Raw genomic sequence first — 22,380 nt, forward strand, 5'->3', positions numbered from 1 at the left:
GAAACCATTGCGCCGAACATTGACGACACAATCCATTCCCAAATGCATGACTAATCTGAATCAGACACGCTTCAACGCCTGCTTATGCGCATACATCGCGCCATCCGCATCCGCCAGCAGCCGATCCACAGTGTCATGGCGCTTGGCGTCGTACTCGATCTGGCCGACGCTGAAGCGAATCGCATAACCACGCTGCAACATGGCGTTGCGCTCCTGGAGAATCTCGTTGAGTCGCGCCATGATCGCCGTGGTTTCGACGTGACTGGAGCCTGTCAGCAAGGCGACAAATTCATCGCCGCCCAATCGCCCGACCACGTCGCTCTCACGAAAGGCAATGCGCAGCACGTCGGCAAAGGTCTTGAGCGCACTGTCACCCTCGGCATGACCATAGAGATCGTTGATCTGCTTGAAGTCATTGAGGTCGAAGAAAAGCAGCGTCGCCGGCCTGTTCAGCCGTGCGCAAGCATCCAGCGCGTGCTGGGCCAACTGCATGAACCCACGGCGATTGGACAACAGCGTCAACTCGTCCATGCTCGCGATCTGTACCGCCATCAACTCCTGCTCGGCCATACCAGCCAGGTCACGCAGTAGCGCACGTTCTTCGTCATCGAGTTCACGGGGTTTGGTGTCGATCAGGCAAAGCGTGCCCATCTTGTTGCCATTGGGCACGGTCAACGGGTAGCCGGCGTAGAAGCGAACGTTCGGTTCGCCCGTGACCAGTGGGTTGTCATGGAAACGCTCGTCCTGGCGGGCGTCGGGCACCAGCAACAAATCGTCCTTGAGAATCACATGACCGCAGAATGAGACGTCCCTGGGTGTTTGCGTGACCTCCAGCCCGACACAAGACTTGAACCACTGCCGATCCTTGTCGACCAGTGTCACCAGGGCAATCGGCACATTGAACAGGCGCCTGGCCAGTCGCGTCAGTCGATCGAAACGCTCCTCCGGAGCAGAATCGAGAAGGTTGAGTCCGTGCAGCGCTTGAATGCGCGCGTCTTCATTGGCGGTTTTTCCTGGGACCAGCATTCGCACACTCCATTGGCATCCATACACTTCAGCGTAGCGCTAATTCAGCAACGGCTCAGATTCTCATCCCCCCGCCACCGGACACGGCCCGCCGGCATCGGCCCAGAGCTTGAACTGGTTCACGAATAGGTCGTGGGGCACCGGCACCGGCGCACGCCCTGCCCCGGGGTTCCAGCCCCATAGCACCAGTTTGTCCTCGCTGACGTGTTTGATCAGCGCGGCAAAATCGCGATCACCGTTGCTCGAACGGTCCTTGATCATCGCGCAGAGTTTGTCCGCTGGCAGGCCAATCCAGGCCATTTTGTGCGCCGCCGGCGGCAGGCTCCAGTGCGGCGCACCGGGAGGCGCATGGGGGCCGTAACTGGCGGGCGGATTGCTTTGGGCGTGACACGTTGCGCACGGCAAACCGGCGGCGCCCTTGCCGTCCATGCCCCGCACCACGTTCATCGCGTGGGGCGTGCCGGCATCGAATTGCAAGGGTGAATCCCCGGGAATGTGGCAGTTCTGGCAACGCGGGCTCTGGAATACTTTCTGAATGGTGTCGAACGCCTTCAAGGCTTGCTGATCATCGGCGAACAGTTGCGAGGTGTATCCACCTGCACCCATCAGAACCAGTGCGCCCAACAGCAGATGTCGTTTCATCTCACACCCCCGACAATTGCAGCGGCAATTGGCGCAGTCGCTGCCCGGTCAAAGCAAACACGGCGTTGGCCACCGCCGGTGCGGTCGGCGGCACACCCGCCTCGCCGATGCCGCCGGGTTTATCGTGGCTGGGCACGATATGCACCTCAACCACCGGCATTTCGTTGAGCCGCAGCACCTGATAGTCGTGATAGTTGGACTGCGTGACCATGCCGTCCTTGAGCGTGAGTTTGCTGTGCAGCGCCATGCCCAGACCGAAGGTGATGCACGACTCCATCTGCGCCGCGATGCTCTGCGGATTGACCGCGATCCCGCAATCCACCGCGCACACTACGCGATGCACACGAATGGCCAGATTGTCCTGAGAAACCTCGGCCACTTGCGCCACATAGCTGCCAAACGATTCGTGCACCGCCACGCCCAAGGCATGCCCGTCCGGCAGCGGCGCCGACCAGTTGGCCTTCTCCACCGCCAGATTCAGCACGCCGAGATGCCGTGGATGCGCCTTGAGCAACGTGCGGCGGTAGTCGACCGGATCCTTGCCTGCCGCAGCGGCCATTTCGTCGATCAACGACTCCATGACAAACCCGGTGTGGCTGTGCCCCACTGAGCGTAACCACAGCACATTGATCCCGGTCTGCGGCGAATGCAGTTCAACCTGATGATGGGCCAGACCTTTGACGTAAGGGCTGTCGGCCACGCCCTCAACCGACGTCGGGTCGATGCCGTTCTTGACCATGGTCGCCTCCATCAGCGTACCGGTCATGATCGATTGCCCGACCAGCACATGCTGCCAGCTCAACGGCATGCCATCGGCTCCCAGCCCTATACGCGCCTGATGCAGGAACATCGAGCGGTAATAACCGCCGCGAATGTCATCCTCGCGCGACCATACGGTTTTCACCGGCATGCCCGCCGCTTTCGCCACCTCCACCGCTTCGGCCACAAAATCGGAGGTTGGATTGGCCCGACGACCAAAACCGCCGCCAAGGAATTCGGTGTGGATTTCGACCTGCTCGGGTTTAAGTCCGGTGATCTTGCCGGCAATCATTTGGTCCAGCGTCTGAAATTGCGTACCGGTCCAGATTTCACACTTCTGGGCGCTGATCTTCACCGTGCAATTGAGCGGCTCCATCGGCGCGTGAGCCAGGTATGGCACGCTGTACTCAACGTCGATCTTTTTCGCCGCTTTACCGAAGTTGCCCATGGCATCCCCGGCCTGACTGGCCGACGTGCCCGGTGTGGCGGCCAGTTTGCGAAAGCGCTCCAGCACGTTCTCGCTGCTCAGGTCTGCGTGCGGCCCCAGGTCCCAATCGACTTTCAGCGCATCACGGCCCAGTTTCGCCGCCCAATAATGCTCGGCGATCACGGCCACCCCGGTCGGCACTTGCACCACTTTATGCACGCCCGGCACGGCCAGCGCTTCGGCGCCCTCGAAGGATTTGACGCGGGCACCGAATACCGGCGCTCGGGCAACCATCGCCGTCATCAACCCTTCAAACTGCACGTCCATGCCGAACCTGGCGCGGCCGGTGATCTTCTCTGGGGTATCGAGGCGTTTCGTGGGTTTGCCGATGACCTTCCAGTCCTTGGCCTCTTTAAATGTAATGGATTTCGGATCGGGCACCGGCAATTGCCCGGCGGCGTCCGCCAACTCGCCGTAAGTGGCGCGTTTATCGCCAGCGATCACCACGCCCGACTCGGTGCGAATCGTCGAAGGCGCCACGTCAAAACGCTTGGCCGCCGCCTCAACCAGCATTTGCCGCGCCGTAGCGCCCGCCAGCCGATAGCGGTCGAACTCCATCCAGGTCGAGGTCGAGCCGCCGGTAATCTGCATGCCGCCAAAACCGGGTAGACCGTAATCGGCGGCCGAGGCTGGCGAGTGTTCGACGCGAATCTTCGACCAGTCGGCCTCCAGCTCTTCGGCGATCAGCATGGTCAGCCCGGTCCAGATGCCCTGCCCCATCTCCGAATGCCCAAGCAGCACGGTGACGCTGTTGTCCGGCGCAATGCGCAGGAACGCATTGGGCGCAAAGACCTTGCCCTCATTCTCCGCCGCCAACGCAAAACGATGGGCGCCGGGCACCACAAACGCCACCACCAGACCGCCGCCCAACATGGCACTGCCTTTGAGAAAACCCCGACGCGATACGGGACTGTTCATGGTCTGTCTCCCCGTCTGGTTCAACCGATTTCGGACGCACGTTTGACCGCGGCGCGAATTCTTGGATAAGTGCCGCAACGGCAGATATTGCCGGAGAGCGCCTGATCGATATCGCTGTCGGTGGGTTTGGGGATTTTCGCCAATAGGGCTGCGGCGGACATGATCTGCCCGGACTGACAATAACCGCACTGCACCACATCCAGTTCTGCCCAGGCTTGCTGCACCGGGTGCGAGCCGTCCGTGGACAGGCCTTCGATGGTGAGGATTTTCTGCCCATGGGCGACGGCGGTGGCCGGGGTGATACAGGCGCGCAACGGCGCACCGTCGACATGCACGGTGCAGGCGCCGCACTGGGCCATGCCGCAGCCGAATTTGGTACCGGTCAGGTGCGCGATATCGCGCAGAACCCAGAGCAACGGCATGTCCGCGGGGACATCGAGCTCCTGATCCTTGCCATTGATATTCAGGGTCAGCATCGGGGATTTTCCTCAGACTCACGGTGTTCTGAAGGGGCGTCGCTGCGGCCGCGAAGCCTGCGCACGCTTGGGCTTATCCCATTGAGCTAAGCGCAATTTGCGTTTTAGGCCAGATGCGGCGACCACCGGTCATGCATGAGTGCTCTGAATGGTGAGGGTGTCGCAGACTCTCGCTAACCCACATTCCCCCTGCGTAAACATCATTGCGTGAGCGCGTTTAAATGACACTCCGCGTTACGCCATACAGGCTACAAAACCTTGCGCCGTTACCTACGCGTACGCCAGAATCCGCCGGCTTACACGGCTGTGGGGCGGGTTGTATCGTTTCCCTGTCACTGCAAAACAGTGATCGGGTTTGGTAGCCCGTCTGTAATGGTCGTGTGGCAACACCTTGTGCAGTCTTTCATATGGTGGTCATGCGTGGGGCTCCTTTGCGAGCGCCGGGTTCCTATTGCAGCCGGTCTACCAACCCGCGTATGGCCGCCACCCTCGTTTGGTAGCGAAAGTGATGGTTCCTTGAAATCTGCAATAGGAGTTTCATCCATGTTCAAAATCACGCCAAACCCACCGCACACCGATCCAGTCCCACACGACCCCGCCCTTGACCCGCAAAAGGTCAAAGAAGCAACTGATCGCGCCCTCGACTACTACCTCAGACCCGAAGCACTGTCGGCCCCGCCAAGCTCGCCCAAGTTTCGCCCCGTCTTTCTCGTCGATCCCACGCTGGATGAAGAAACCCTGCTCGTCGAAGCCTGTGAGTCGCTGTCATACGCTCATGCCATGGCCGGTAACATCGCCGACTCGGTGGGCGGCCCGGAGCGAAAACCGCTGCTGGCGCTGCAACAGGTGATCATGTTGAACGAGCTGTTGGTCAACCGATTGCTGGATAAACTGCGCCTGCCGCAGTAGGTACCACACGGTTCGCCATGCAGGGCCAGTGCATCCTGCATGGCGATCTTGAACCCGGCGTCCATACTGATCTTTGCGCACGGCATCCTCCACTCAACGGTCCGGACACCGACATGCCCTCCCCTGAATCCACTCTTTTGCAGAGCTGGCACGACAACGCCCACGTCTGGATCGAAGTGGTCCGCAGCGGCGCGATTGAAAGCCGTCAGCAGGTCACCGATCAGGCGATCCTGCTGGCAATCATGGGCCGGCAACCTGCGCGCGTGCTCGACCTGGGTTGCGGCGAAGGCTGGTTATTGCGGGCACTGGCGGATCGGGGCATTGCTGCAGTGGGCGTGGATGGCGACGCGACATTGGTTGAAGCGGCGCGTTTGGCCGGTGCATCGCAAGTGTATGTCGCCAGTTATGAAGCGCTGGTTGAAGCGAATGTGGACATCGGGCGGGACTACGACCTGATCTGCGCCAATTTCTCTCTGTTGCATCAGGACATCATCCCGCTGCTCGCGGCGATGAACGCCTTGCTGGTGCCCGGCGGTGTGCTGGTGATCCAGACGCTGCACCCATGGGCCGTCGCGGCCGGCGATTATCAGGATGGTTGGCGGCAAGAGACCTTCGCCGGGTTCGAAGGCCAGTGGCAGCCGATGCCGTGGTATTTCCGCACGCTGTCGAGCTGGATCAATGCGCTCGACATGGCAGGTTTCCAGTTGGCCGCACTGCAAGAACCGCAGCATCCGCAAAGTCCTGTGCCGCAGTCATTGCTGATGGTGGCTGAGCGGCGCTAGTTTCAGTCACGCAGCTCCCACAGGGTTTTACAGTGCTTGTTGGATCAGCGGCGGGCCACTGAGGCGGTATTGCGCCAAAAGGCGCATCACACAGCCCACTTTCAGCAGGGTTGGGCCAATGATGGTCATGGCGTGCATCACTACCAACAGCGCGATCGGCATGTGGCCATCGTAGAGGTAGGCGCCGGTGGGCCGGTTGAAGCGCAGCAATGCGGCTGGCTCAAGGACAAGTTCGGCGTGTCGTGGCAAATCGTGCCGGTGGCGTTCATGCACATGATGCTGGATGCGGACACCCGCAAATCCCAGCGGGAGATGCAGGCCATGTACACCCTGAAAAAACTCGACATTGCCCAACTGGAACGAGCCTTTGCCGGCCAGAGCTAATACACTCGGGCGCTGGCCTGCCGGGAACGACGTCGATGAAACACGCTGCCGCGAAAAACCCTGAAAAAGCCCCGCGTTTCTGGCGCGACGAGGCCCTGCCCTTCATCGAAGCCCGGGCCATCGCCGATGGTCGCGAGGTTTGTTATGCGCGGCATTCTCATGCGCACTTCTCCATCGGGGCGATTACCGCCGGGCGCAGCACATATGTGCATGAACAGGCGCAGTTCGAAGTCGCCGCCGGCACCGTGGTGTTGATGAACCCCGGTGATGTGCACGCCTGCAATCCGATCAATGATCAGCCGTGGTCATACCTGATGCTGTACGTCGAAACGCCATGGCTAACCGATTTGCAACATCAACTGGGCTTCAGTGCCGAGCTTGAATTCCGCCGCTTTGCGACCACCCATCTCAACGATGCCGGCCTGTTCCGCGATCTCAAGGGGTTATACGAAATTCTCGTCGACGGGCAACAGGATGTGCTGCGAAAACAGAGCGCTGCGGTCGAGTTTTTCACGAATCTGCAATTGCGCCTGAACCCGGCTGAACAGCCATCGCGCGAGCCGAATTTCAAGCTTGAACGCGCCGCCGATTACATCCGCGAACACTGCACCGATCTGCTGAGCCTCGATGACATTTGCCGCGCGGCGCAGTTGTCGCCGTCGTACCTGATCCGCGCCTTCAAGCAGCATTACGGCATGACGCCCCATGCGTTTGTGATCAACCAGCGCATCCAGTTCGCTCGCGAGCGGTTGCGCAGTGGACGGTTGATTGCCGATGTGGCGCTTGAGGCGGGGTTTGCCGATCAAGCGCACTTTCAACGGGCGTTCAAACAGCATCTGGCGGCGACGCCGGGGCAGTATCGGGGCTGACAGCAATCCCCTGTGAGGATTTCAAGGCAACAACAGATAAATCGCACACACCGCCAACAACCCTGCCATCAGCCTGTTGAACAGGCGCAACCCCGCCGGGTTGCCCAGGTAGCCGCGCAAGAACGTCCCGGCATACGCCCAGCAGCCCACCGACAGATAGCAGATCACCAGATACACCGCCGCGAACTGCCAGACCAGCCGCGCCTCGCCATCGGCGACAAACGCGCCCATGCCGGCCACGCACGCCAGCCAGGCTTTCGGGTTGAGCCACTGCATGACCGCGCCATAGAGCATCGAAGGTGCGCGGCCCGAGTCCCCGGCATTCAACTGCCCGTTGTCGGTCGCCAGCTTCCAGGCCATGAACAGCAGAAACGCCACCCCGGCCAGTTGCACGACGCGGGTCATGAATGGCCAGAGTTTGAGCACTTCATGCAGCCCCAAGCCCATCAGCACCAGCAACAAGACAAAGCCCAACGTAGCTCCGGCGACATGCCGTTGGCTGGCGCGAAAGCCGAACTGCGCGCCGCAACTCAGCGCCACGATGTTGACCGGGCCGGGGGTAATGGACGCGGCCAGGGCAAACGCCGCCATCGAAACAATCAGACTCATCGCACACCTGCTTCAAACCAAGGAACAAGGCGTCCACGGTAACCAGCGCCCTGACCACGGTATTGAAGAAAATGCCCCTGCGATCAATCCAGACGCGGCACCGTAAAGCGGAACTCACTGCCCTGCCCTGGCTCACTCTCGGCAACGATACGTCCGCCATGCGCCTCGACGATGCCTTGGGTGATGTACAAACCCAGGCCTGAGCCCGTCGGATTGCCCTCTTTCACTGTCCAGTAACGGTCGAATACATGGGGCAGGTTTTCACTGGGAATCCCCTCGCCGCTGTCACGCACGGTGAAGACAATTTCATCGCCGACCAATTTGGCATGGACGCCGACCGTGCCCAAGCGCGGGGTGAACTTGATCGCATTGCCGACCAGATTCGACAGCACTTGAAACAATCGCTCGGGGTCGGCGTGGATGCGCAGATCGGGGTCTGCCTCGAAGGAAATGCTGATGTCCTTGTCCAGTGCCAAAGGTGCGAGCAATGCTTGCGCCTCTTCGAACATCTGCCCGACATCGAGTTTCTGTGGCGTGATGACGTAGCGCCCGGCGTCGATTTTCGAGGTATCGAGCAGGTCTTCCAGCAACGTGTTCATACGTCCGGCGGCCTGTTGCATGGTGTCGATGGCCGTGGAGATTCGGCGCGAAGTGTGCGGGCCGTCGGAGCTGAAAGCCTTCTGCATCATGCCGCAGAGCATCGAGATAACCGTCATCGGATTGCGCAGATCGTGCGACACCACTGCGACCAGTTCATCGCGGGCGCGCACCGCTTCCTGTTCGCGGCATACCTGTCGGGCCAAGTCATTTTCCAGCGCCGAACGACGCAGATCGTTGGCGGCGAACAGATCGCCGTGGCTCCACTTGGTGGAGATACCGGCCATCTCGACTTTCCAGATTTCGAACGAGGTACGCGGGCGCAGGCGCAAACCAGCGTCGGAGTTTTCCAGATCCAGCGGCTTGTGAGGGTCGCCGCTCCAGTTGATGTTTTCTTTAACCTCCGGACGGAACCACAGCACGCCGTTATCCACCGGTTTTGGCAGGCTCATGGCAAGCACGCCGCTGGCCACCTGTTGATAGTGCGCGGCTGGCGGGTAAACGCTGGCCAGGTGATGGCTGGCAAATACCGGCTCACCGGTGCCTTGCAGCCATTTGTGCAGCGCACGGATTTCTTCCGGTTCCGGGCAGTGACCGTAACGGTGCAACTGATTGTCTTCAATGATGGCGATACCACCAGCGTTGGTCAGCGCCATGAGCACTTGCGGCTGGTTCGCCAACCCGTCGAAAACATTTTGCGGCGAGTCGATCATCGCCTGATTGAGCAACGCCAAAGCGTCGACTTTTTCTTCACGCTGGCGGCTGAGTTCCAGCGCTTCCATCGCACTGATCTGCAGTGACAGAACCTGACCGATAGTCTGGCAAGCCATGCGCAGGTCGTGTGGAACGTGCAGCGGCTGACGGTTGCCGCAACTGATCAAGCCCCACAGTTTGTCGCCTTTGAGCAACGAGATGCTCATCGATGACAGCACGCCCATGTTCTTCATGTACTGGCAGTGGATCGGCGACACGCTGCGCAGCGTGGCAAAGCTCAGGTCCAGGGGGGTGTGCGTATCGGGACGCAGCTTCGGCACCAGCGGCACTGGCTGATAGTCAGCATCAGGGATGATCCGCAGCCAATTGGTGCGGTACAACTCGCGAGCCTGTTCGGGAATGTCGGAGGCCGGGAAGAACAGGCCGTTGAACACTTCCATCGACGGCGATGAGGCTTCGGCGATCACCTGGCCGTGCCCTTCCTCCTCGAAACGGTAGATCAGCACCCGGTCGTAACCGGTCATGGCCTGGATTTCCTTGACGCTGATGTCGTACAGCGCCTGCAGCGTAGTGGCGGCTTGCAAGCGCTGAAGCATCCGCCCCAGGTGGGTCTGTCTGCCGGCCACGTTGCGCGGCTGGAAGTTTTCGACGTGGATTTCCAGTTCCAGAATCAGCACGCCCTGATGGCGGTGCAGCAGACCTTCGAACGCAGTGCCATTGAGCTGGAAATGCAGCGGCGGGGCATCGAAGAATGCCGACTGCAGCAACGCTTGGCGCACGGTCTGGGCTGGCGCGTCGCCAATCAGGTGCTCAAGCGGCAGGCCGATCAGATCCTCTGGTGTGCGGGCCAGCAAGGTGTCGACGTTGGCGCTGACCTGAATGATGTTCAGCGCAGGCTCGCTCAGGGTCAGCAACAAACCGTGGGGCTGGATGGCGCCAGGGAAACGAATCGGCTCGTCGGCACAGTTGTCCAACAGTTTTTCAAAAGCTTCTTTGTCTTGCGGGCTCATGCCAGTATCTCCCGGCTATCGAGCCAGCGCTCGAAACAGCTGAATGTGTTTTGCGCCGCCAGCACAACGGCTTCGCGTTCGGCGGTGGGCATTGGGCGACTGCCCAGGTATTCAATGAACTCGCGCCAGCGGCGACCGGTGGCGGCGCCGTAAACATCAAGAAACGCGGCACCGTTTTGCGCTTCAAGGCCCAAACGGCTGGCGATTTCCCGGCGCAGAATCTGCCCGCCCAGGGTCGCGCCTTCAAGCACGTACAACACGCCAAGGCTGGCGGCGCTTGAGTCGATCAGTGGCAACCGCTGACACATCGGCAAGCTGTCGATCGCCGCCCCGCAATCCCCCAGGGCTTTCAGGTCGCTGTGCAGTGTCTGAGCTTTGAGGCGTGGTGACAGATCGAAATCGGCGGGAATCGCATCGCTGTCCCGCAACGCGCTTTCCAGCGGTAAATAAAAGCCGTAATAGGCCTGGATCAGCCGCTTAAAGGCGGGCACATCAAGGGCGTCGGAGAAAAAAGGCAGACGCTTTTCCAGCGCGATATGCAACTCGGCAGTCCCGGCTCGTAGGTCTTGCAACACCGGTGGCACATAAACCTCACGGGGCTTTGCTTGCATGTAGATCGCTCTTGGTGGGGCCACTTGGGGCCAGGCGGGGTTTGGAGAGACATTGGGCGAAATCTTACACGCCAATCGCCTTTTCTGACCGCAAGGATCAATTTTTTCGCCAAAAGGGACGCCTCAGATTGTTTCTGAGCGGTTCGGTATCCGGAAAGTTCGACCGGACTGACCAACGCCCCTGCCCGTGGTACCACGACGGCGATGGGCCAATAGTTCGCCAGGCCCTGTAACCGTTGTTGCGCAGGCAGTTGTCGAGGGCGACTTCGGCGCTGTTGAAGGCGAAACGCGCTTAAATCTCACACGGGCCTTTGAGTTCGACCTGATTGCCGTCCGGATCAAAGCAGTACAGGGACAGGCCGTAGCCCTCGGCACCGAAGCGGTTGGCGGCTTTTCCCACGGTCAGCCCGAAAGACTGCAAATGCGCAGTCAGCGCGTCCTCATTGAACGGTTCAATGCGCAGGCAGAAGTGATCGACGTTGCGCCGCTCGGCCCCGGCCGCCCCGCCGCCCTTGCGGCCAAGTTCGCCCTGCAGGTCGACGAGGTCGATCATTGAGGTGCCGGCACGCAAGTGCACCAGCCCCAACGGCTCGTTACGCTTGACCACTTCGGCGCCGAACACCTGGCCGTAGAACTCGATGCTGCGTTGCAGGTTCGCAACGCGCAGGACGATGTGATCGATGTGTTGGATGACGAACGGTTGCATGGGTTTGATTCCTCACATTCAGCGACCCGGTGATTGTGCTGCAAATATAAAAAAATTCACTGTCGATTTTTCGGTGGAGCCATCGACAAACTGGTTTTACTCTCACGCCATGAACATACAAACCACTGTCCTGCCGCCCCACGCCGAGATGGTTCGCGCCATGCTCGAACGCGACACTGCTTATGAAGGCGTGTTCTTCACGGCCGTGAAAACCACCGGGATCTTCTGCCGCCCCAGTTGCACGGCGCGCAAGCCGAAACCTGAGAACGTCGAATTCTTCGCCCATGCCGACGAGTGCATGTCCGCCGGTTATCGCGCCTGTCTGCGCTGCAAACCGCTGGACGCGGCGGCCATTGCGCCGGACTGGGTACAAAGCGTGCTCAAAGCCGTGGATGCCGATCCGGAGGTGCGCTGGAGCGATGCGCAACTGCTCGCCGAAGGCATCGAGCCGCTGAAATTGCGGCGCTGGTTCAAGCAGCATTTCGGCATGACCTTCCATGCCTGGTTGCGCACCCGCCGACTCGGTATGGCGCTGGGCGGAATCAAGCAAGGCACCTCCATCGACCACGCGGCGTTCGATTCCGGCTATGAATCGCTGAGCGGTTTTCGTGATGCGTTTCAGAAGTCGTTCCACATCACGCCCGGTCGCGCAGCCAACAGTGAACCGCTGCTGTTTACCCGACTGACCACACCGCTGGGGCCGATGATTGCCATGGCTGAGCGCCGTGGGCTGGTGTTGCTGGAGTTTCTTGATCGGCCAGCGCTGACACGGGAAGTCGAAGAGTTGCAGAGCCGATATGGCTATGCGGTCGCACCGGGGCACAACGCGCCGCTACAGCAAATCGAACAACAACTGGCCGACTACTTTGCAGGCAACCTCAGCACATTCAGCGTACCGTTGCACCTGCCCGGCAGCGAGTTCGCCCGCCAGGTCTGGTCGGCACTGCTGCAAATCCCCTACGGCCACACCACCACCTACGGCGCGATTGCTGCCGGTTTGGGCAAACCCGGCGCCAGTCGCGCTGTCGGCCTGGCCAACGGGCACAACCGTCTGGCCATTGTGGTGCCTTGCCATCGGGTCATCGGCGCGGATGGCTCGCTCACCGGGTATGGTGGAGGACAACCACGCAAGGCCTTTCTGCTGAGGCTCGAAAACGCGGCGCGACAACTCACGCAGCCTTGGCTTTTCTAACGATTGGACTCAGCCAGCACAAGGAATCTCGATGAACACTCCTGAAATCGATGACTTGCTGAATTAGCATGGCGAATGTTTATCGCACAGCCAGTGCGTTTTTTGCCTCAATCGATACCGATTGGCAGCGGCTCGTCGCCACTGTTGGCCCTTGCCTGCATCAACCTTATCCAGCGCGGGATCCCTACGAGTCGCTGGTGCGCTCGATTGCCTATCAGCAACTGCATGCCAAGGCCGGGGATGCGATTGTCAGGCGATTGGTCGGGTTGTTTCCCGGGCAATCGTTTCCTCGGCCGGAGCAGATGCTGGCGACCGATGTTGATCGCATCCGTGGCTGCGGGTTTTCCGCAGGCAAGATTGCGACGATTCAGGGCATCGCCCAAGCCACGCTGGACGGCGTGGTGCCAGATTACGCCACGGCGTTGGCGATGGATGATGAGGCGCTGATCGAGCGGCTCGTCAGCCTGCGCGGAATCGGGCGCTGGACGGTGGAGATGCTACTGATCTACAGCCTGGAACGGATGGACATTTTGCCGGCGGACGACTTTGGCGTGCGTGAAGGCTACCGGCGTTTGAAGGGGCTGGAGGAGCAGCCGACGCGCAAGCAGATGGTTGAGATCGGGGTGCACTGGCGTCCGTTTCGGACGGTGGCCGCGTGGTATTTGTGGCGGGTGCCCAAGTCGTAGACGGCGTTATCGTTCTTGGCGAGCAAGCCTGCTCCCACATTTGTAATGCAGTTTCCTGTGGGTGCGAGCCTGCTCGCGAAGACATCAGTCGATTTAACGCCCATTTACAGGCCAGCCTTCAACCGGCTGAATGCCCGAATCAACGCCCGATTGAACGCCTTGCCATTGTCATTCTTGCTGTACAGCGAAGCCCTGACCTGTGCAGAGGGATACGTCCCCGGATCATGACGAATCGCCGCATCGACCAACCCATCGGCCGCGGTAATCGCATTGGCGTAGTGAATGGTGTCGGTGATCGGCGCAATCACCTCGGGGGTCATCAGGTAGTCCATCAACGCGAGCCCGGCCTGCGGATGCGGCGCATCCTTGGGAATGACCATGGCGTCGAACCAGATCAGCGTGCCCTGTTTCGGTATCCGGTAGCTGAGCGTGAACGGCTTGTTGGCTGCCTGCGCCTGCCCCGCGGCGATGGCGACGTTGCCGTTCCATGACATCGCCACACAGGTGTTGCCATTGGCCAGATCGCTGATGTTCAGGTCATTGTCGAAGTAGCGGATGTACGGGCGGATCTTCGCCAGTTGCTGCTCGGCCAATTTCAAGTCATCGAGATTCTGCCGGTTGATGTCCAGCCCCATGTACTTCATGACGGCGGCGAACACTTCGTTGGGATCGTTGAGCAGACTGACCCCGCAATCGGCGAATTTCGACACCACCGCAGGATCGAACAGCATGGCCCAACTGTCTGTTGGCGCATCGGGCAGACGCTGTTTGATCGCCTCTTGCTGATAACCCACACCGGTGGTGCCCCAGGCGTAGATCCCTGCATAACGATTGCCCGGATCAAACACCGCCATGTGCTGGCGAAACTCCTCACCCACCCCGGCGAAATGCGGCACGCGGGCCTTGTCCATCGGTTGAATCGCGCCGCTCTGGATGGCCCGCGACAAGTGCTGGCCGGCGGTCAGCACCAGGTCATAACCGCTGCGCCCGGTGAGCAGTTTGGTTTCGACGGTTTCCAGCGAATCAAAGTGATCGGCCACCACACGAATGCCGGTTTTCGCCTCAAAATTCTTCAACGTATCCGGGGCCAGGTATTCGCCCCAGATGTACAGATTGACCACCAGTTTGTCGGTGTCGGCGGCCTGCACACACAGGGGTGCAAGCACCAGCATTAACGCTTGAGTCAGTTTGTGCAGGCCCATGCTCAGGCTCCTTTTTTCAGGCCGGCGTATTGCGGCATGGTGATGCACGCGACGTTGCCGCCGCCGAGGAGGATTTCCCGGGAGTTTTCGATGCCGACGATCTTGTGCTGCGGGAACAATTGGGCCAGCGTCGCCAGCGCGACTTTGTCCTGACGATCACCAAACAGCGGCACCACGATCGAACTATTGCCGGCGTAATAGTTGATGTACGAAGCACAGATTTTCGTGCCGGCCTGACGGGTGTGGGTACTGTCCTGCTGATCGAGACCTTCGGCCTCTTCGGCGGTCCATTCGAGCGCGTCCGGTTGCGGCAGTTTGTGCACGATCAACTCACGGCCACGACTGTCGCGGGTGCTGCGCAGGATGTCGTAGGCTTCCTGGTAGATTTCCCACTGCGGATCATCACGGTTGTCGGTCCACTGCAAGACCACTTCGCCGGGACGAACGAAACAGGCGAGGTCGTCGACATGGCCATCGGTTTCATCGAACTTGCACCCGCGTGGCAGCCAGATCACCTGTTCGGCACGGAGGTAATCGGTCAGGCGCCGGGTGACTTCGTCCTTGCCCAGATGCAGGTTGCGATTGCGGTTGAGCAGGCACTGTTCGGTGGTGAGGATGCTGCCCTGGCCGTCGCTCTGAATCCCGCCGAGCTCGGCAATCAACGGCGCGCGATAGCGGTCGAAACGCTCGATCTCAAGGATCTTGCTGGCGATCTGGTCGTCCTTGTCCCACGGGTAATACAGCCCGCCGTCGAGTCCGCCATAGGCATTGAATTCGAAATCGACGCCACGCACTTCGCCGCTCTGATCATTGACCACAAAGCACGGGCCACTGTCGCGGAACCAGGTGTCGTTGCAGGTCATCTCGACCACGCGCACCTGGGGTGGCAACTGGCGGCGGGCGGTGGCGAATTGCGCGGCGCTGGCACACACGGTGACCGGTTCGCTGCGGGAGATGGCGGTGACGATCTGCACCCAGACTTTCTGCGCAGGCTTGGCGCCGTTGCGCCAGACATCGGTGCGTTCCGGCCAGCCGAGCCAGCAGCCGGACTTGGCTTCGAATTCGCCAGGCAGACGGAAGCCGTCGTGTTTGGGGGTGGAGTCGAGCAAACGTGCCATGGTCAAACCTCGTCTTCGGGATGGGAATGACCACAGGCTAAGGTCGCAGGGCGTTGGCCCGCCAACGATGATTATTTCGGAACAGTTGAATTCAACTCATCAATCGGCCAGTTGATCGTTGAACCATTCCAGCATCTGCGCCACGGCCGGACGCTCTAGCCGCAAGCGCTCGCAAACCAGCGCGTATTGGCCCAGAGCCGTCATGCTCGATGTGAAGGGACGCACCAGTCGGCCACTCTGCAAGTCTTCCTGCGCGGTGAGGTTGTCGCCCATCGCCACGCCCTGCCCTTGCGCGGCGGCCTCCAGCGCCAACCCGGCATGGGCGAAATACAGCTGACGCTCCGGGCGCTGATCGCCGGCGTGGCGGGTCAGCCATGCAGTCCAGGTCTTGCCGTCCTGGTCGTCGTGCAACAAGCAGTGGCGCGTCAGGTCCTTGGGCGTTTTCAGACTGCCCTGATTGAACAGGCCAGGGCTGCACACCGGGAAGAACTGCAGGTCGGGCAAAGGCCGGACGAAGTAGGCGCTGCTGTCCACCGGGCCGGTACCGTAAGTGATGGCCAGGTCGATGTCCTCGCCCGGTGCACTCGCGTCGATGGGTTGTTCATAGAGGTGCAAAGTGATGTGCGGATAGCGTGCATAGAAATCGGAGAGGCGACTCATCAGCCACTTTTGTGCAAGCTCAGCGGTGACAGCCAGGCGCAGGACCGCCAGCGACGACGGATCGCGCAACTCATCGCAGGCATCGCCCATCAGTTCGAAGGCCTGCTGCAGGCTTTGCATCAGGCGTCCGGCAGCGATGGTCGGACGAATCTGTCGGCCTTCACGGATAAACAGCGACACGCCGAGCTGTTCTTCGAGCTGGCGAATCTGATGGCTGACGGCGCTGTCGGTGACACACAACTCCGCCGCCGCTCGACCGAAATGCGCGTGGCGGGCGGCACATTCGAACGTGCGCAAGGCCGCCAATGAGGGAAGTCGTCGCATGGAAATAGATCCGTTTTTTGTGGGCCATGCTGACCGGCAACGCGGGTGCTCAGAAAACCAAGCACCCGCAGACGCTTAATGCGCCCTGTCCAGCCCCGCCAGCAATGCGCCGTCACGGCTGTAGATGTCGGGCGAATAGCGCACATGGCCCGCGCTGTCGACTTGCACCGTCCAGTAGGTCATCAGGATCGGCACCGGCGCCGCCAAGCGAAACTCATGGGTGGTGCCCGTGGCGAGCAAGGTCTCGGTGCGGGCCCTTTCTGCCGGGGTGAGCAGCAGGTCGCGCAGTTGCATCGGGTGCTCGACCCGCACACAGCCGGAGCTGAATGCTCGCGGCCCCTTGTCGAACAGCGCCTTGCTCGGCGTGTCGTGCAGGTACACCGAGAACGGGTTGGGGAAGCGGATGACCATCTGCCCCAGCGGGTTGCGCGGCCCGGCGTCCTGACGCAGCAGAATATTGCCGGGGTTATCCCAGTCGATGTCGGCTGCCGCCAAGGGCTGACCGTTGGCATCGAGCACTTGCAGGTTCTGGCGGCTGAGGAACGTCTGATCCTTGCGGATCGCCGGCAACTTGTCTTCCTTCCAGATGGTCGGCGGCACGGTCCAGGTCGGGTTCAGGGTCAGGCGCGTAACGCGCGACTTGAGCAGCGGCGTCTGGCGTTCGGCGCGACCGACTTGCGTGCGGGTCTGCCACACGGGTTTGCCGCCCTGATACAGCGTCAGTTCGGCAGCGGCGACGTTGACCAGCAGGCCATTGGGCTCGATGTCTTGCGCCAGCCAACGGAACCGTTCGAGGTTGACCCGCAATTGGTCTCGGCGGGCCAGCGGGCTGATATTGAGTTCGGCAATTGTCCCCGGCCCCACCACACCATCAGCCTGCAACGAATGATTGGTTTGAAAGTTTTTCACCGCCTCCACCAGCACATCGTCGTAGGCATTGGCGGGGGGGGCGATGTAGTCGGCCAGATAACCCTCGCTATAGAGGCGCAGCGCCAGATCCGGCACACGCTTGTCTTCCATGGCCGGGCGCAGCAGCGGTCCGCTGCCGACTGACGGCCATTGTGGCAAGGCTTTGAGCCGTTGCGCGGCGTAGAGCTGACGCAGGCTCTGGTACTGCGCCAGATGCGGACGTGCGAGGTCGAACGCTGCGCGAAGGTCATTTAGCCCCGGTACGGCGATTGCGAGCAATTCAGTCTGACGGTCGCGCGGCGTATCGTCGGCACGCCAGAGCGGCTCGAAATGAGATTGCAGCAATCGACCGAAATGCAGATCCTGCAAGGCTTGCAGGTAATAGCGGCTGATATCGATATCGGCGCATAACTCGCCATCCTGGGGCGGGGTCATCGCGACCGGGTAGCGGTTCGGGTTGAGACCATCGTCGGCCAACAACTGCAATTGCCCGTGCAAGGCCTGCAACCGCCCGGACTCACTGGCCCACACCGGCATCCAGTCCTGCTGCTGATAAAAGGCGTTGAGTCGCTCCAGTGCGGGGCCGTTGAGGTGCGCGGCGATGGCCGGGCATGCGTGTGGCAGACCGATCAGCACAGCCTGCAACGGGCTTTGCGGCTCGACGGGCATTTCGGCCGGCGGCGTGGGCAGCGTCTGCAAGGGCGGCAACGAATCATCGGCACAAGCGACAAACGGCGCAGCGAGCAAACAAATGCTCAAGTAGCATGCGTACTTTTTGAACAACTGCTTTACTCCAATCCATGGCCATCTTGATGATGGCCAACCTTACATCAGGTGCGCTGAACAGTCAGGCCCGATCTGCGGGCTTGCAGGTTATGACTGGGAGTCAGGAGCCAAAGTGCCAAATAAGTAGCCAGTGAGGACACTTTATAAATGTTGACGTTTTTGCGCCGACTTTTGCTGACCAGCGCGACGCTTGTCGCCGTGACCAGCCCAGCTTTCGCCGCCGGCAAACCATCGCCGGTGCTCTTCACCAGCCTCGCGCACGCCGCGCCAGAACTCAATCCCCAAGCGCTGAAAGGTGCCTTGAACGCCTTGAAATGCGCCGTCAGCAACGGTGCGAAACCGTCTCGCCACCTGGCAATCATCGATTATTCGCAACCGTCCACCGCGCGCCGACTGTGGATTTTCGATCTGACCCGGAAAAAACTGGTGCTGCGCGACCTGGTCGCCCATGGCTCCAATTCCGGAGAAAACTTCGCCACGCAGTTCTCCAATCGCGAAGGCAGTTATCAATCCAGCCTGGGCCTGTTCCGCACGCAGGAAAGTTACGAAGGCACCCACGGCTATTCGTTACGCATGGACGGCCTGGAACCGGGTTTCAATGACATGGCGCGCGATCGCGCGATCGTGATCCACGCCGCCGATTACGTGAATCCGTTGTGGAGCAAGCGTCAGGGCCGTATCGGCCGTAGCCAGGGTTGCCCGGCAGTGCGACCTCAGATTGCCAGGCAGGTGATCGATAAACTCAAGAACGGCCAGTTCATGTTCTCCTGGTATCCGGATCAGCGTTGGCTGAAAAAGTCGCCGTACCTCAACTGTCAGCCGCAGCAGGTGGCGAGCATTCTGGGTAGCCACGCCAGCTAACGCCCCCCACGGCGCTCCTGTGGGAACGGGCCTGCTCGCGAAGGCTGTGTGTCAATCACCAGACAGGTTGACGGGGCCAACGCCTTCGCGAGCACGCCCGCGCCCACCGTTGAACCCGATTCGACTGATGATCAGAGCCATGGCCATCAGCACCGTGGCGACGCCGAAGGTGATGTGCATTCCACTGGCGATGACCGCCGCAGGCGCCAGGGTCGGATTACCGGAAGCCATGGCAAACAGCGCCCCCATGGCCGCCGCGCCCGTGATCAATCCCAGATTGCGCGCCAGCCCGAGCAGCGCCGACACCACGCCGCGTTCATCCTGACTGACCGTCGCCATCAACCCGGTATTGTTGGCCGCCTGGAACAGCGCGTAACTGCCGGCGATCAGCGTCATCGGCAACACGTATGCCAGCACACCGAGGCTCATTGGCAAGAGTGCAAGCACAGCGCAGCCACCGATCATCCCGAGCAACGCCCCCGGCACCACCCGCCGGGCACCGAAGCGATCCACCAGACGCCCGGCCGGCACGCCGCCGAGCGCCGCCGACAGTGGCCCGACCGACAACACCAATCCGACCACGGTGCTGGCGAGGCCCAACCCGCGGCTGAGGTAAAACGGCCCGACCACCAGGGTGGTCATCATCACGGTGGCCACAAGTAACGTCATCGCCAGACTGCCGCTCAGGCGCGGGTCGGCGAACAGTGACAGGCGAATCAGCGGCGCCTTGGCTTTCATCTCGACCACAATGAACAATCCTGCGCCGCACAGGCTGATCAGCAGCAACCCCAGCGTGCCCTCCTCCAGTGTCATCGCCAGCGCGTAGGCTGCCAGCGTCAACACCAACACGCCTGTCCCGAACCCGTCAAACGCAACACGCGGCCCTGCTGCCCGATCCGCCGGCAGATAGCGATACACCAGCCACGCGTTAAGCAAACCCAATGGCACGTTGAGCACAAATATCGACTGCCAGCCGACATGCGACATCAACAGCCCCCCCAGCGCCGGCCCGAGGCTGGTACCGGTGGCCGACATCGTACCCAGCAACCCCATCGCACTGCCCGCCCGCGCCTTGGGCACTGCGTCAGCCACCAGCGCGACGGTCAATGCGAACATGATCGCCGCGCCAAGGCCTTGCACTGCCCGCGCGCCGATCAGCCAGCCCAGCCCCGGGGCCAGCGCGCAGCACAACGATGCGCTGGTAAAAATACCGATGCCGATCAACAGCAATCGACGTCGACCGATGCCATCTCCCAGACGCCCAACGCTGACAATCAATGTGGTAATCGCCAACAGGTAAGCCAGAACGATCCACTGCACCTGTTGAAACGTCGCATCAAACGCCGCCGCCAATGCCGGCAACCCGGCGTTGGCGATGCTGGTGTCCAGCGACGGCATCAACATCGACAGCGCGAGGCTGGACAGGGCCCAGCGGGCTTGGGTGTTCAAGGGTTGTCGGGGCATGGCGCGCTCACAGGGCAAAGGTCGTGAGCCATAGCGTGAGTCTCGACAACACAAGGCGCAAGACGCATGATTTGCACTCGATACCTGCACAGAACGCCATGTCATGACCGCGCCGGATCTTAACCTGCTGATCACCCTCGATGTGCTGCTGCGCGAAGGCAGCGTCGCCCGCGCCGCCAAATGCCTGCAACTGAGCCCTTCGGCCATGAGCCGCGCCCTTGCCCGTTTGCGTGAAACCACTGGGGATCCGTTGCTGGTGCGCGCGGGTCGGGGCCTGGTGCCGACGCCGCGCGCGCTTGAATTGCGCGAACGGGTCAGCCCTCTGGTGCAAGAAGCCGAGGCCATGTTGCGGCCTGCCAAGGGGCTTGATCCCGGCCAGTTGCAACGCACCTTCACCTTGCGCAACACCGATGGCTTTGTCGAAACCTTTGCCGCCGCCCTGCTCGCCCGTATCGCTGAAGAGGCTCCCGGCGTGCGCCTGCGCTTTGTGCAAAAAGCCGACAAGGACAGCACACCCTTGCGCGAAGGCCGGGTGGATCTGGAGACCGGCGTGGTCGATGACAGCACCGACCCGACGCTGCACAGCCGAATCCTGTTTGAGGATCGCTGGATCGGGGTGGTACGTCAGGAGCACCCCTTGAGTTCGGGCAAGATCAGCGCCAAGCGCTTTGCCGGCGGCCAGCACATTCTCATCTCAAGACGCGGGCGCAGCAGCGGCCCGGTAGACGAGGCGTTGCTCGCCTCGGGGCTGACGCGTGACATCGTCACTTCATTCGGCGGGTTCTCAGCGGCACTGACGCTGGTGCGCGAATCAGACCTGATTGCCACCGTCCCGGAACGTCACACCAGCAAGCTGCGCAAGGGCCTGCACAGTTTTGCCCTGCCCTTCGAAATGCCCCCAGTCAGCGTCTCAATGCTTTGGCATCCGCGAATGGACGCCGACCCGGCACATCGATGGCTGCGCAACTGCGTGCGGGAAGTCTGCGCCTAACGCGCATCGCCGCCAGCGGGTTTATAGAACAGGAATTTTTTTGTCTCGGCAGTTTTACGGTAGGCCTTGGCCCAACCGGGATGCACGTTGCGGTCGTGGAAATACAACGCGCCGTGGGTGCGATCCTTGAGCTGACGGTTCAACGCCTTGCCGGCGATTTCCTTTGCCTGCGCATATTCGGCGTCTTCCTTGACCTGATCCGGCTTGCCATCGCACCACCAGGAAAACTGGCAGGTTTTAGCTTCCGACCCCTGTTTCACCACGGCGCAAACCGTGTCCGGAAACCCTTCGTGGCCAAGACGATTCATCACCACGCTGGCCACGGCTTCCATTTGCGGGGTGTCCTTGCCTTTGGCTTCCCAGTAGATGCTGCGCGCCAGGCAGGTGATGGGATCATCCAGCGGCGCGGCGCCGGCCGGGTCCACTGCTTGCACTTCAGTTGGGGTGATCGCTTCGGATTTTGGCGCCGGAGCAGCGCTGACTTTGTCCGCGGCTTTCTCTTCCAGCACTTGGGCTTTTTCTTCGGCCTTGGCCTGGATCGGCGCCTGATCGGTGGCCATTGCAACGTTGGCTAACAGGGTTAACGCGAAGCAGCCAATCAACCATTTCAATCCCATGTCAGTTCTTCCGGCAGGGCCCGAGTCGGGCAAGGTGTTACGCAGGGGAGCCCCCCGGTTTCCGGGGCCTT

22 protein-coding genes and 1 pseudogene are annotated in these 22,380 nt (G+C 61.1%); 8 read left to right on the forward strand and 15 right to left on the reverse strand.

Annotation, left to right across the window (positions count from 1 at the left end; translation table 11 throughout):
- Window positions 1-60: 60 nt before the first annotated feature.
- The 4 genes from AACY02_RS18605 to AACY02_RS18620 all read right to left on the reverse strand — a co-directional run bounded on the left by AACY02_RS18605 (window position 61) and on the right by AACY02_RS18620 (window position 4,308).
- Window positions 61-1,026, reverse strand: coding sequence for a sensor domain-containing diguanylate cyclase (locus AACY02_RS18605; RefSeq protein WP_339433209.1), 966 nt, complete (start codon window positions 1,024-1,026; stop codon window positions 61-63).
- Window positions 1,027-1,089: 63 nt separating this feature from the next.
- Window positions 1,090-1,668, reverse strand: a complete 579-nt coding sequence (locus tag AACY02_RS18610; protein ID WP_339433210.1) for a hypothetical protein — start codon at window positions 1,666-1,668, stop codon at window positions 1,090-1,092.
- 1 nt (window position 1,669) lies between these two features.
- Window positions 1,670-3,832, reverse strand: coding sequence for a xanthine dehydrogenase family protein molybdopterin-binding subunit (locus tag AACY02_RS18615; protein WP_339433211.1), 2,163 nt, complete (start codon window positions 3,830-3,832; stop codon window positions 1,670-1,672).
- Between the two features lie 20 nt (window positions 3,833-3,852).
- Complete coding sequence (locus tag AACY02_RS18620; protein WP_339433212.1) at window positions 3,853-4,308, reverse strand: (2Fe-2S)-binding protein; 456 nt, start codon at window positions 4,306-4,308, stop codon at window positions 3,853-3,855.
- A 543-nt stretch (window positions 4,309-4,851) separates the two neighbouring features.
- On the opposite strand from AACY02_RS18620, the gene AACY02_RS18625 reads away from it, so the two are divergent.
- On the forward strand, window positions 4,852-5,217 hold the full coding sequence (locus AACY02_RS18625) for a DUF6124 family protein (RefSeq protein ID WP_339433213.1): 366 nt from the start codon (window positions 4,852-4,854) through the stop codon (window positions 5,215-5,217).
- A gap of 113 nt (window positions 5,218-5,330) precedes the next feature.
- Window positions 5,331-5,999, forward strand: a complete 669-nt coding sequence (locus AACY02_RS18630) for a class I SAM-dependent methyltransferase (RefSeq protein WP_339433214.1) — start codon at window positions 5,331-5,333, stop codon at window positions 5,997-5,999.
- Between the two features lie 27 nt (window positions 6,000-6,026).
- On the opposite strand, the gene AACY02_RS18635 is transcribed toward AACY02_RS18630, so the two are convergent.
- The gene (locus AACY02_RS18635) at window positions 6,027-6,161 is read right to left on the reverse strand and encodes a hypothetical protein (protein WP_445261488.1); all 135 of its coding nucleotides are present in this window, start codon (window positions 6,159-6,161) and stop codon (window positions 6,027-6,029) included.
- Window positions 6,162-6,176: 15 nt separating this feature from the next.
- On the opposite strand from AACY02_RS18635, the pseudogene AACY02_RS18640 reads away from it, so the two are divergent.
- A pseudogene (locus AACY02_RS18640) lies at window positions 6,177-6,383 on the forward strand (VOC family protein); the annotation flags it as partial.
- 35 nt (window positions 6,384-6,418) lie between these two features.
- Window positions 6,419-7,252: an AraC family transcriptional regulator gene (locus AACY02_RS18645; RefSeq protein ID WP_339433215.1), complete on the forward strand. Its 834-nt coding sequence runs from the start codon at window positions 6,419-6,421 to the stop codon at window positions 7,250-7,252.
- A gap of 21 nt (window positions 7,253-7,273) precedes the next feature.
- On the opposite strand, the gene AACY02_RS18650 is transcribed toward AACY02_RS18645, so the two are convergent.
- From AACY02_RS18650 to AACY02_RS18665, 4 genes are all read right to left on the reverse strand, one after another.
- Window positions 7,274-7,861: a LysE family translocator gene (locus AACY02_RS18650; RefSeq protein WP_339433216.1), complete on the reverse strand. Its 588-nt coding sequence runs from the start codon at window positions 7,859-7,861 to the stop codon at window positions 7,274-7,276.
- Window positions 7,862-7,944: 83 nt separating this feature from the next.
- Window positions 7,945-10,182, reverse strand: a complete 2,238-nt coding sequence (locus AACY02_RS18655) for an ATP-binding protein (protein WP_339433217.1) — start codon at window positions 10,180-10,182, stop codon at window positions 7,945-7,947.
- Window positions 10,179-10,793, reverse strand: a complete 615-nt coding sequence (locus AACY02_RS18660; protein ID WP_339433218.1) for a biliverdin-producing heme oxygenase — start codon at window positions 10,791-10,793, stop codon at window positions 10,179-10,181. Before AACY02_RS18660 ends, AACY02_RS18655 begins: the two co-directional genes overlap by 4 nt.
- Window positions 10,794-11,085: 292 nt before the next feature.
- The gene (locus AACY02_RS18665; protein WP_339433219.1) at window positions 11,086-11,499 is read right to left on the reverse strand and encodes a VOC family protein; all 414 of its coding nucleotides are present in this window, start codon (window positions 11,497-11,499) and stop codon (window positions 11,086-11,088) included.
- Between the two features lie 109 nt (window positions 11,500-11,608).
- Between AACY02_RS18665 and AACY02_RS18670 the strand changes: the two genes are divergently transcribed.
- Both AACY02_RS18670 and AACY02_RS18675 read left to right on the forward strand, forming a co-directional pair.
- On the forward strand, window positions 11,609-12,691 hold the full coding sequence (locus AACY02_RS18670; protein ID WP_339433220.1) for a bifunctional transcriptional activator/DNA repair enzyme AdaA: 1,083 nt from the start codon (window positions 11,609-11,611) through the stop codon (window positions 12,689-12,691).
- A gap of 68 nt (window positions 12,692-12,759) precedes the next feature.
- The gene (locus AACY02_RS18675; protein ID WP_339433221.1) at window positions 12,760-13,377 is read left to right on the forward strand and encodes a DNA-3-methyladenine glycosylase family protein; all 618 of its coding nucleotides are present in this window, start codon (window positions 12,760-12,762) and stop codon (window positions 13,375-13,377) included.
- A 104-nt stretch (window positions 13,378-13,481) separates the two neighbouring features.
- On the opposite strand, the gene AACY02_RS18680 is transcribed toward AACY02_RS18675, so the two are convergent.
- The 4 genes from AACY02_RS18680 to AACY02_RS18695 all read right to left on the reverse strand — a co-directional run bounded on the left by AACY02_RS18680 (window position 13,482) and on the right by AACY02_RS18695 (window position 18,373).
- On the reverse strand, window positions 13,482-14,579 hold the full coding sequence (locus AACY02_RS18680) for an extracellular solute-binding protein (protein WP_339433222.1): 1,098 nt from the start codon (window positions 14,577-14,579) through the stop codon (window positions 13,482-13,484).
- 2 nt (window positions 14,580-14,581) lie between these two features.
- Complete coding sequence (gene aguA / locus AACY02_RS18685; protein WP_339433223.1) at window positions 14,582-15,697, reverse strand: agmatine deiminase; 1,116 nt, start codon at window positions 15,695-15,697, stop codon at window positions 14,582-14,584.
- A 99-nt stretch (window positions 15,698-15,796) separates the two neighbouring features.
- The gene (locus AACY02_RS18690; protein WP_339433224.1) at window positions 15,797-16,681 is read right to left on the reverse strand and encodes a LysR substrate-binding domain-containing protein; all 885 of its coding nucleotides are present in this window, start codon (window positions 16,679-16,681) and stop codon (window positions 15,797-15,799) included.
- Window positions 16,682-16,756: 75 nt separating this feature from the next.
- The gene (locus tag AACY02_RS18695; protein ID WP_339433225.1) at window positions 16,757-18,373 is read right to left on the reverse strand and encodes a L,D-transpeptidase family protein; all 1,617 of its coding nucleotides are present in this window, start codon (window positions 18,371-18,373) and stop codon (window positions 16,757-16,759) included.
- A 150-nt stretch (window positions 18,374-18,523) separates the two neighbouring features.
- On the opposite strand from AACY02_RS18695, the gene AACY02_RS18700 reads away from it, so the two are divergent.
- A complete protein-coding gene (locus AACY02_RS18700; protein WP_339433226.1) occupies window positions 18,524-19,237 on the forward strand; it encodes a murein L,D-transpeptidase catalytic domain family protein in 714 nt (237 codons plus the stop codon).
- 51 nt (window positions 19,238-19,288) lie between these two features.
- Here the strand turns inward: AACY02_RS18700 and AACY02_RS18705 are convergent, their stop codons facing one another.
- Complete coding sequence (locus tag AACY02_RS18705; protein WP_339433227.1) at window positions 19,289-20,701, reverse strand: MFS transporter; 1,413 nt, start codon at window positions 20,699-20,701, stop codon at window positions 19,289-19,291.
- Window positions 20,702-20,804: 103 nt separating this feature from the next.
- Here AACY02_RS18705 and AACY02_RS18710 point away from each other — a divergent pair, with 103 nt between their 5' ends.
- Window positions 20,805-21,692, forward strand: coding sequence for a LysR family transcriptional regulator (locus AACY02_RS18710; protein WP_339433228.1), 888 nt, complete (start codon window positions 20,805-20,807; stop codon window positions 21,690-21,692).
- On the opposite strand, the gene AACY02_RS18715 is transcribed toward AACY02_RS18710, so the two are convergent.
- Complete coding sequence (locus AACY02_RS18715) at window positions 21,689-22,309, reverse strand: cell wall hydrolase (protein WP_339433229.1); 621 nt, start codon at window positions 22,307-22,309, stop codon at window positions 21,689-21,691. The two genes, AACY02_RS18710 and AACY02_RS18715, sit on opposite strands and share 4 nt — an antisense overlap.
- Window positions 22,310-22,380 lie beyond the last annotated feature (71 nt).

This window comes from Pseudomonas sp. EA_65y_Pfl2_P78 (assembly GCF_963970495.1).
GTDB classification, from domain to species: Bacteria; Pseudomonadota; Gammaproteobacteria; order Pseudomonadales; family Pseudomonadaceae; genus Aquipseudomonas; species Aquipseudomonas baetica_A.

Coding starts and splice junctions, on each gene's coding strand:
- AACY02_RS18605 (WP_339433209.1), bottom strand. CDS start 1,026: ATGCTGGTCCCAGGAAAAACCGCCAATGAAGACGCGCGCATTCAAGCG.
- AACY02_RS18610 (WP_339433210.1), bottom strand. CDS start 1,668: ATGAAACGACATCTGCTGTTGGGCGCACTGGTTCTGATGGGTGCAGGT.
- AACY02_RS18615 (WP_339433211.1), bottom strand. CDS start 3,832: ATGAACAGTCCCGTATCGCGTCGGGGTTTTCTCAAAGGCAGTGCCATG.
- AACY02_RS18620 (WP_339433212.1), bottom strand. CDS start 4,308: ATGCTGACCCTGAATATCAATGGCAAGGATCAGGAGCTCGATGTCCCC.
- AACY02_RS18625 (WP_339433213.1), top strand. CDS start 4,852: ATGTTCAAAATCACGCCAAACCCACCGCACACCGATCCAGTCCCACAC.
- AACY02_RS18630 (WP_339433214.1), top strand. CDS start 5,331: ATGCCCTCCCCTGAATCCACTCTTTTGCAGAGCTGGCACGACAACGCC.
- AACY02_RS18635 (WP_445261488.1), bottom strand. CDS start 6,161: ATGCCGATCGCGCTGTTGGTAGTGATGCACGCCATGACCATCATTGGC.
- AACY02_RS18645 (WP_339433215.1), top strand. CDS start 6,419: ATGAAACACGCTGCCGCGAAAAACCCTGAAAAAGCCCCGCGTTTCTGG.
- AACY02_RS18650 (WP_339433216.1), bottom strand. CDS start 7,861: ATGAGTCTGATTGTTTCGATGGCGGCGTTTGCCCTGGCCGCGTCCATT.
- AACY02_RS18655 (WP_339433217.1), bottom strand. CDS start 10,182: ATGAGCCCGCAAGACAAAGAAGCTTTTGAAAAACTGTTGGACAACTGT.
- AACY02_RS18660 (WP_339433218.1), bottom strand. CDS start 10,793: ATGCAAGCAAAGCCCCGTGAGGTTTATGTGCCACCGGTGTTGCAAGAC.
- AACY02_RS18665 (WP_339433219.1), bottom strand. CDS start 11,499: ATGCAACCGTTCGTCATCCAACACATCGATCACATCGTCCTGCGCGTT.
- AACY02_RS18670 (WP_339433220.1), top strand. CDS start 11,609: ATGAACATACAAACCACTGTCCTGCCGCCCCACGCCGAGATGGTTCGC.
- AACY02_RS18675 (WP_339433221.1), top strand. CDS start 12,760: ATGGCGAATGTTTATCGCACAGCCAGTGCGTTTTTTGCCTCAATCGAT.
- AACY02_RS18680 (WP_339433222.1), bottom strand. CDS start 14,579: ATGGGCCTGCACAAACTGACTCAAGCGTTAATGCTGGTGCTTGCACCC.
- aguA (WP_339433223.1), bottom strand. CDS start 15,697: ATGGCACGTTTGCTCGACTCCACCCCCAAACACGACGGCTTCCGTCTG.
- AACY02_RS18690 (WP_339433224.1), bottom strand. CDS start 16,681: ATGCGACGACTTCCCTCATTGGCGGCCTTGCGCACGTTCGAATGTGCC.
- AACY02_RS18700 (WP_339433226.1), top strand. CDS start 18,524: ATGTTGACGTTTTTGCGCCGACTTTTGCTGACCAGCGCGACGCTTGTC.
- AACY02_RS18705 (WP_339433227.1), bottom strand. CDS start 20,701: ATGCCCCGACAACCCTTGAACACCCAAGCCCGCTGGGCCCTGTCCAGC.
- AACY02_RS18710 (WP_339433228.1), top strand. CDS start 20,805: ATGACCGCGCCGGATCTTAACCTGCTGATCACCCTCGATGTGCTGCTG.
- AACY02_RS18715 (WP_339433229.1), bottom strand. CDS start 22,309: ATGGGATTGAAATGGTTGATTGGCTGCTTCGCGTTAACCCTGTTAGCC.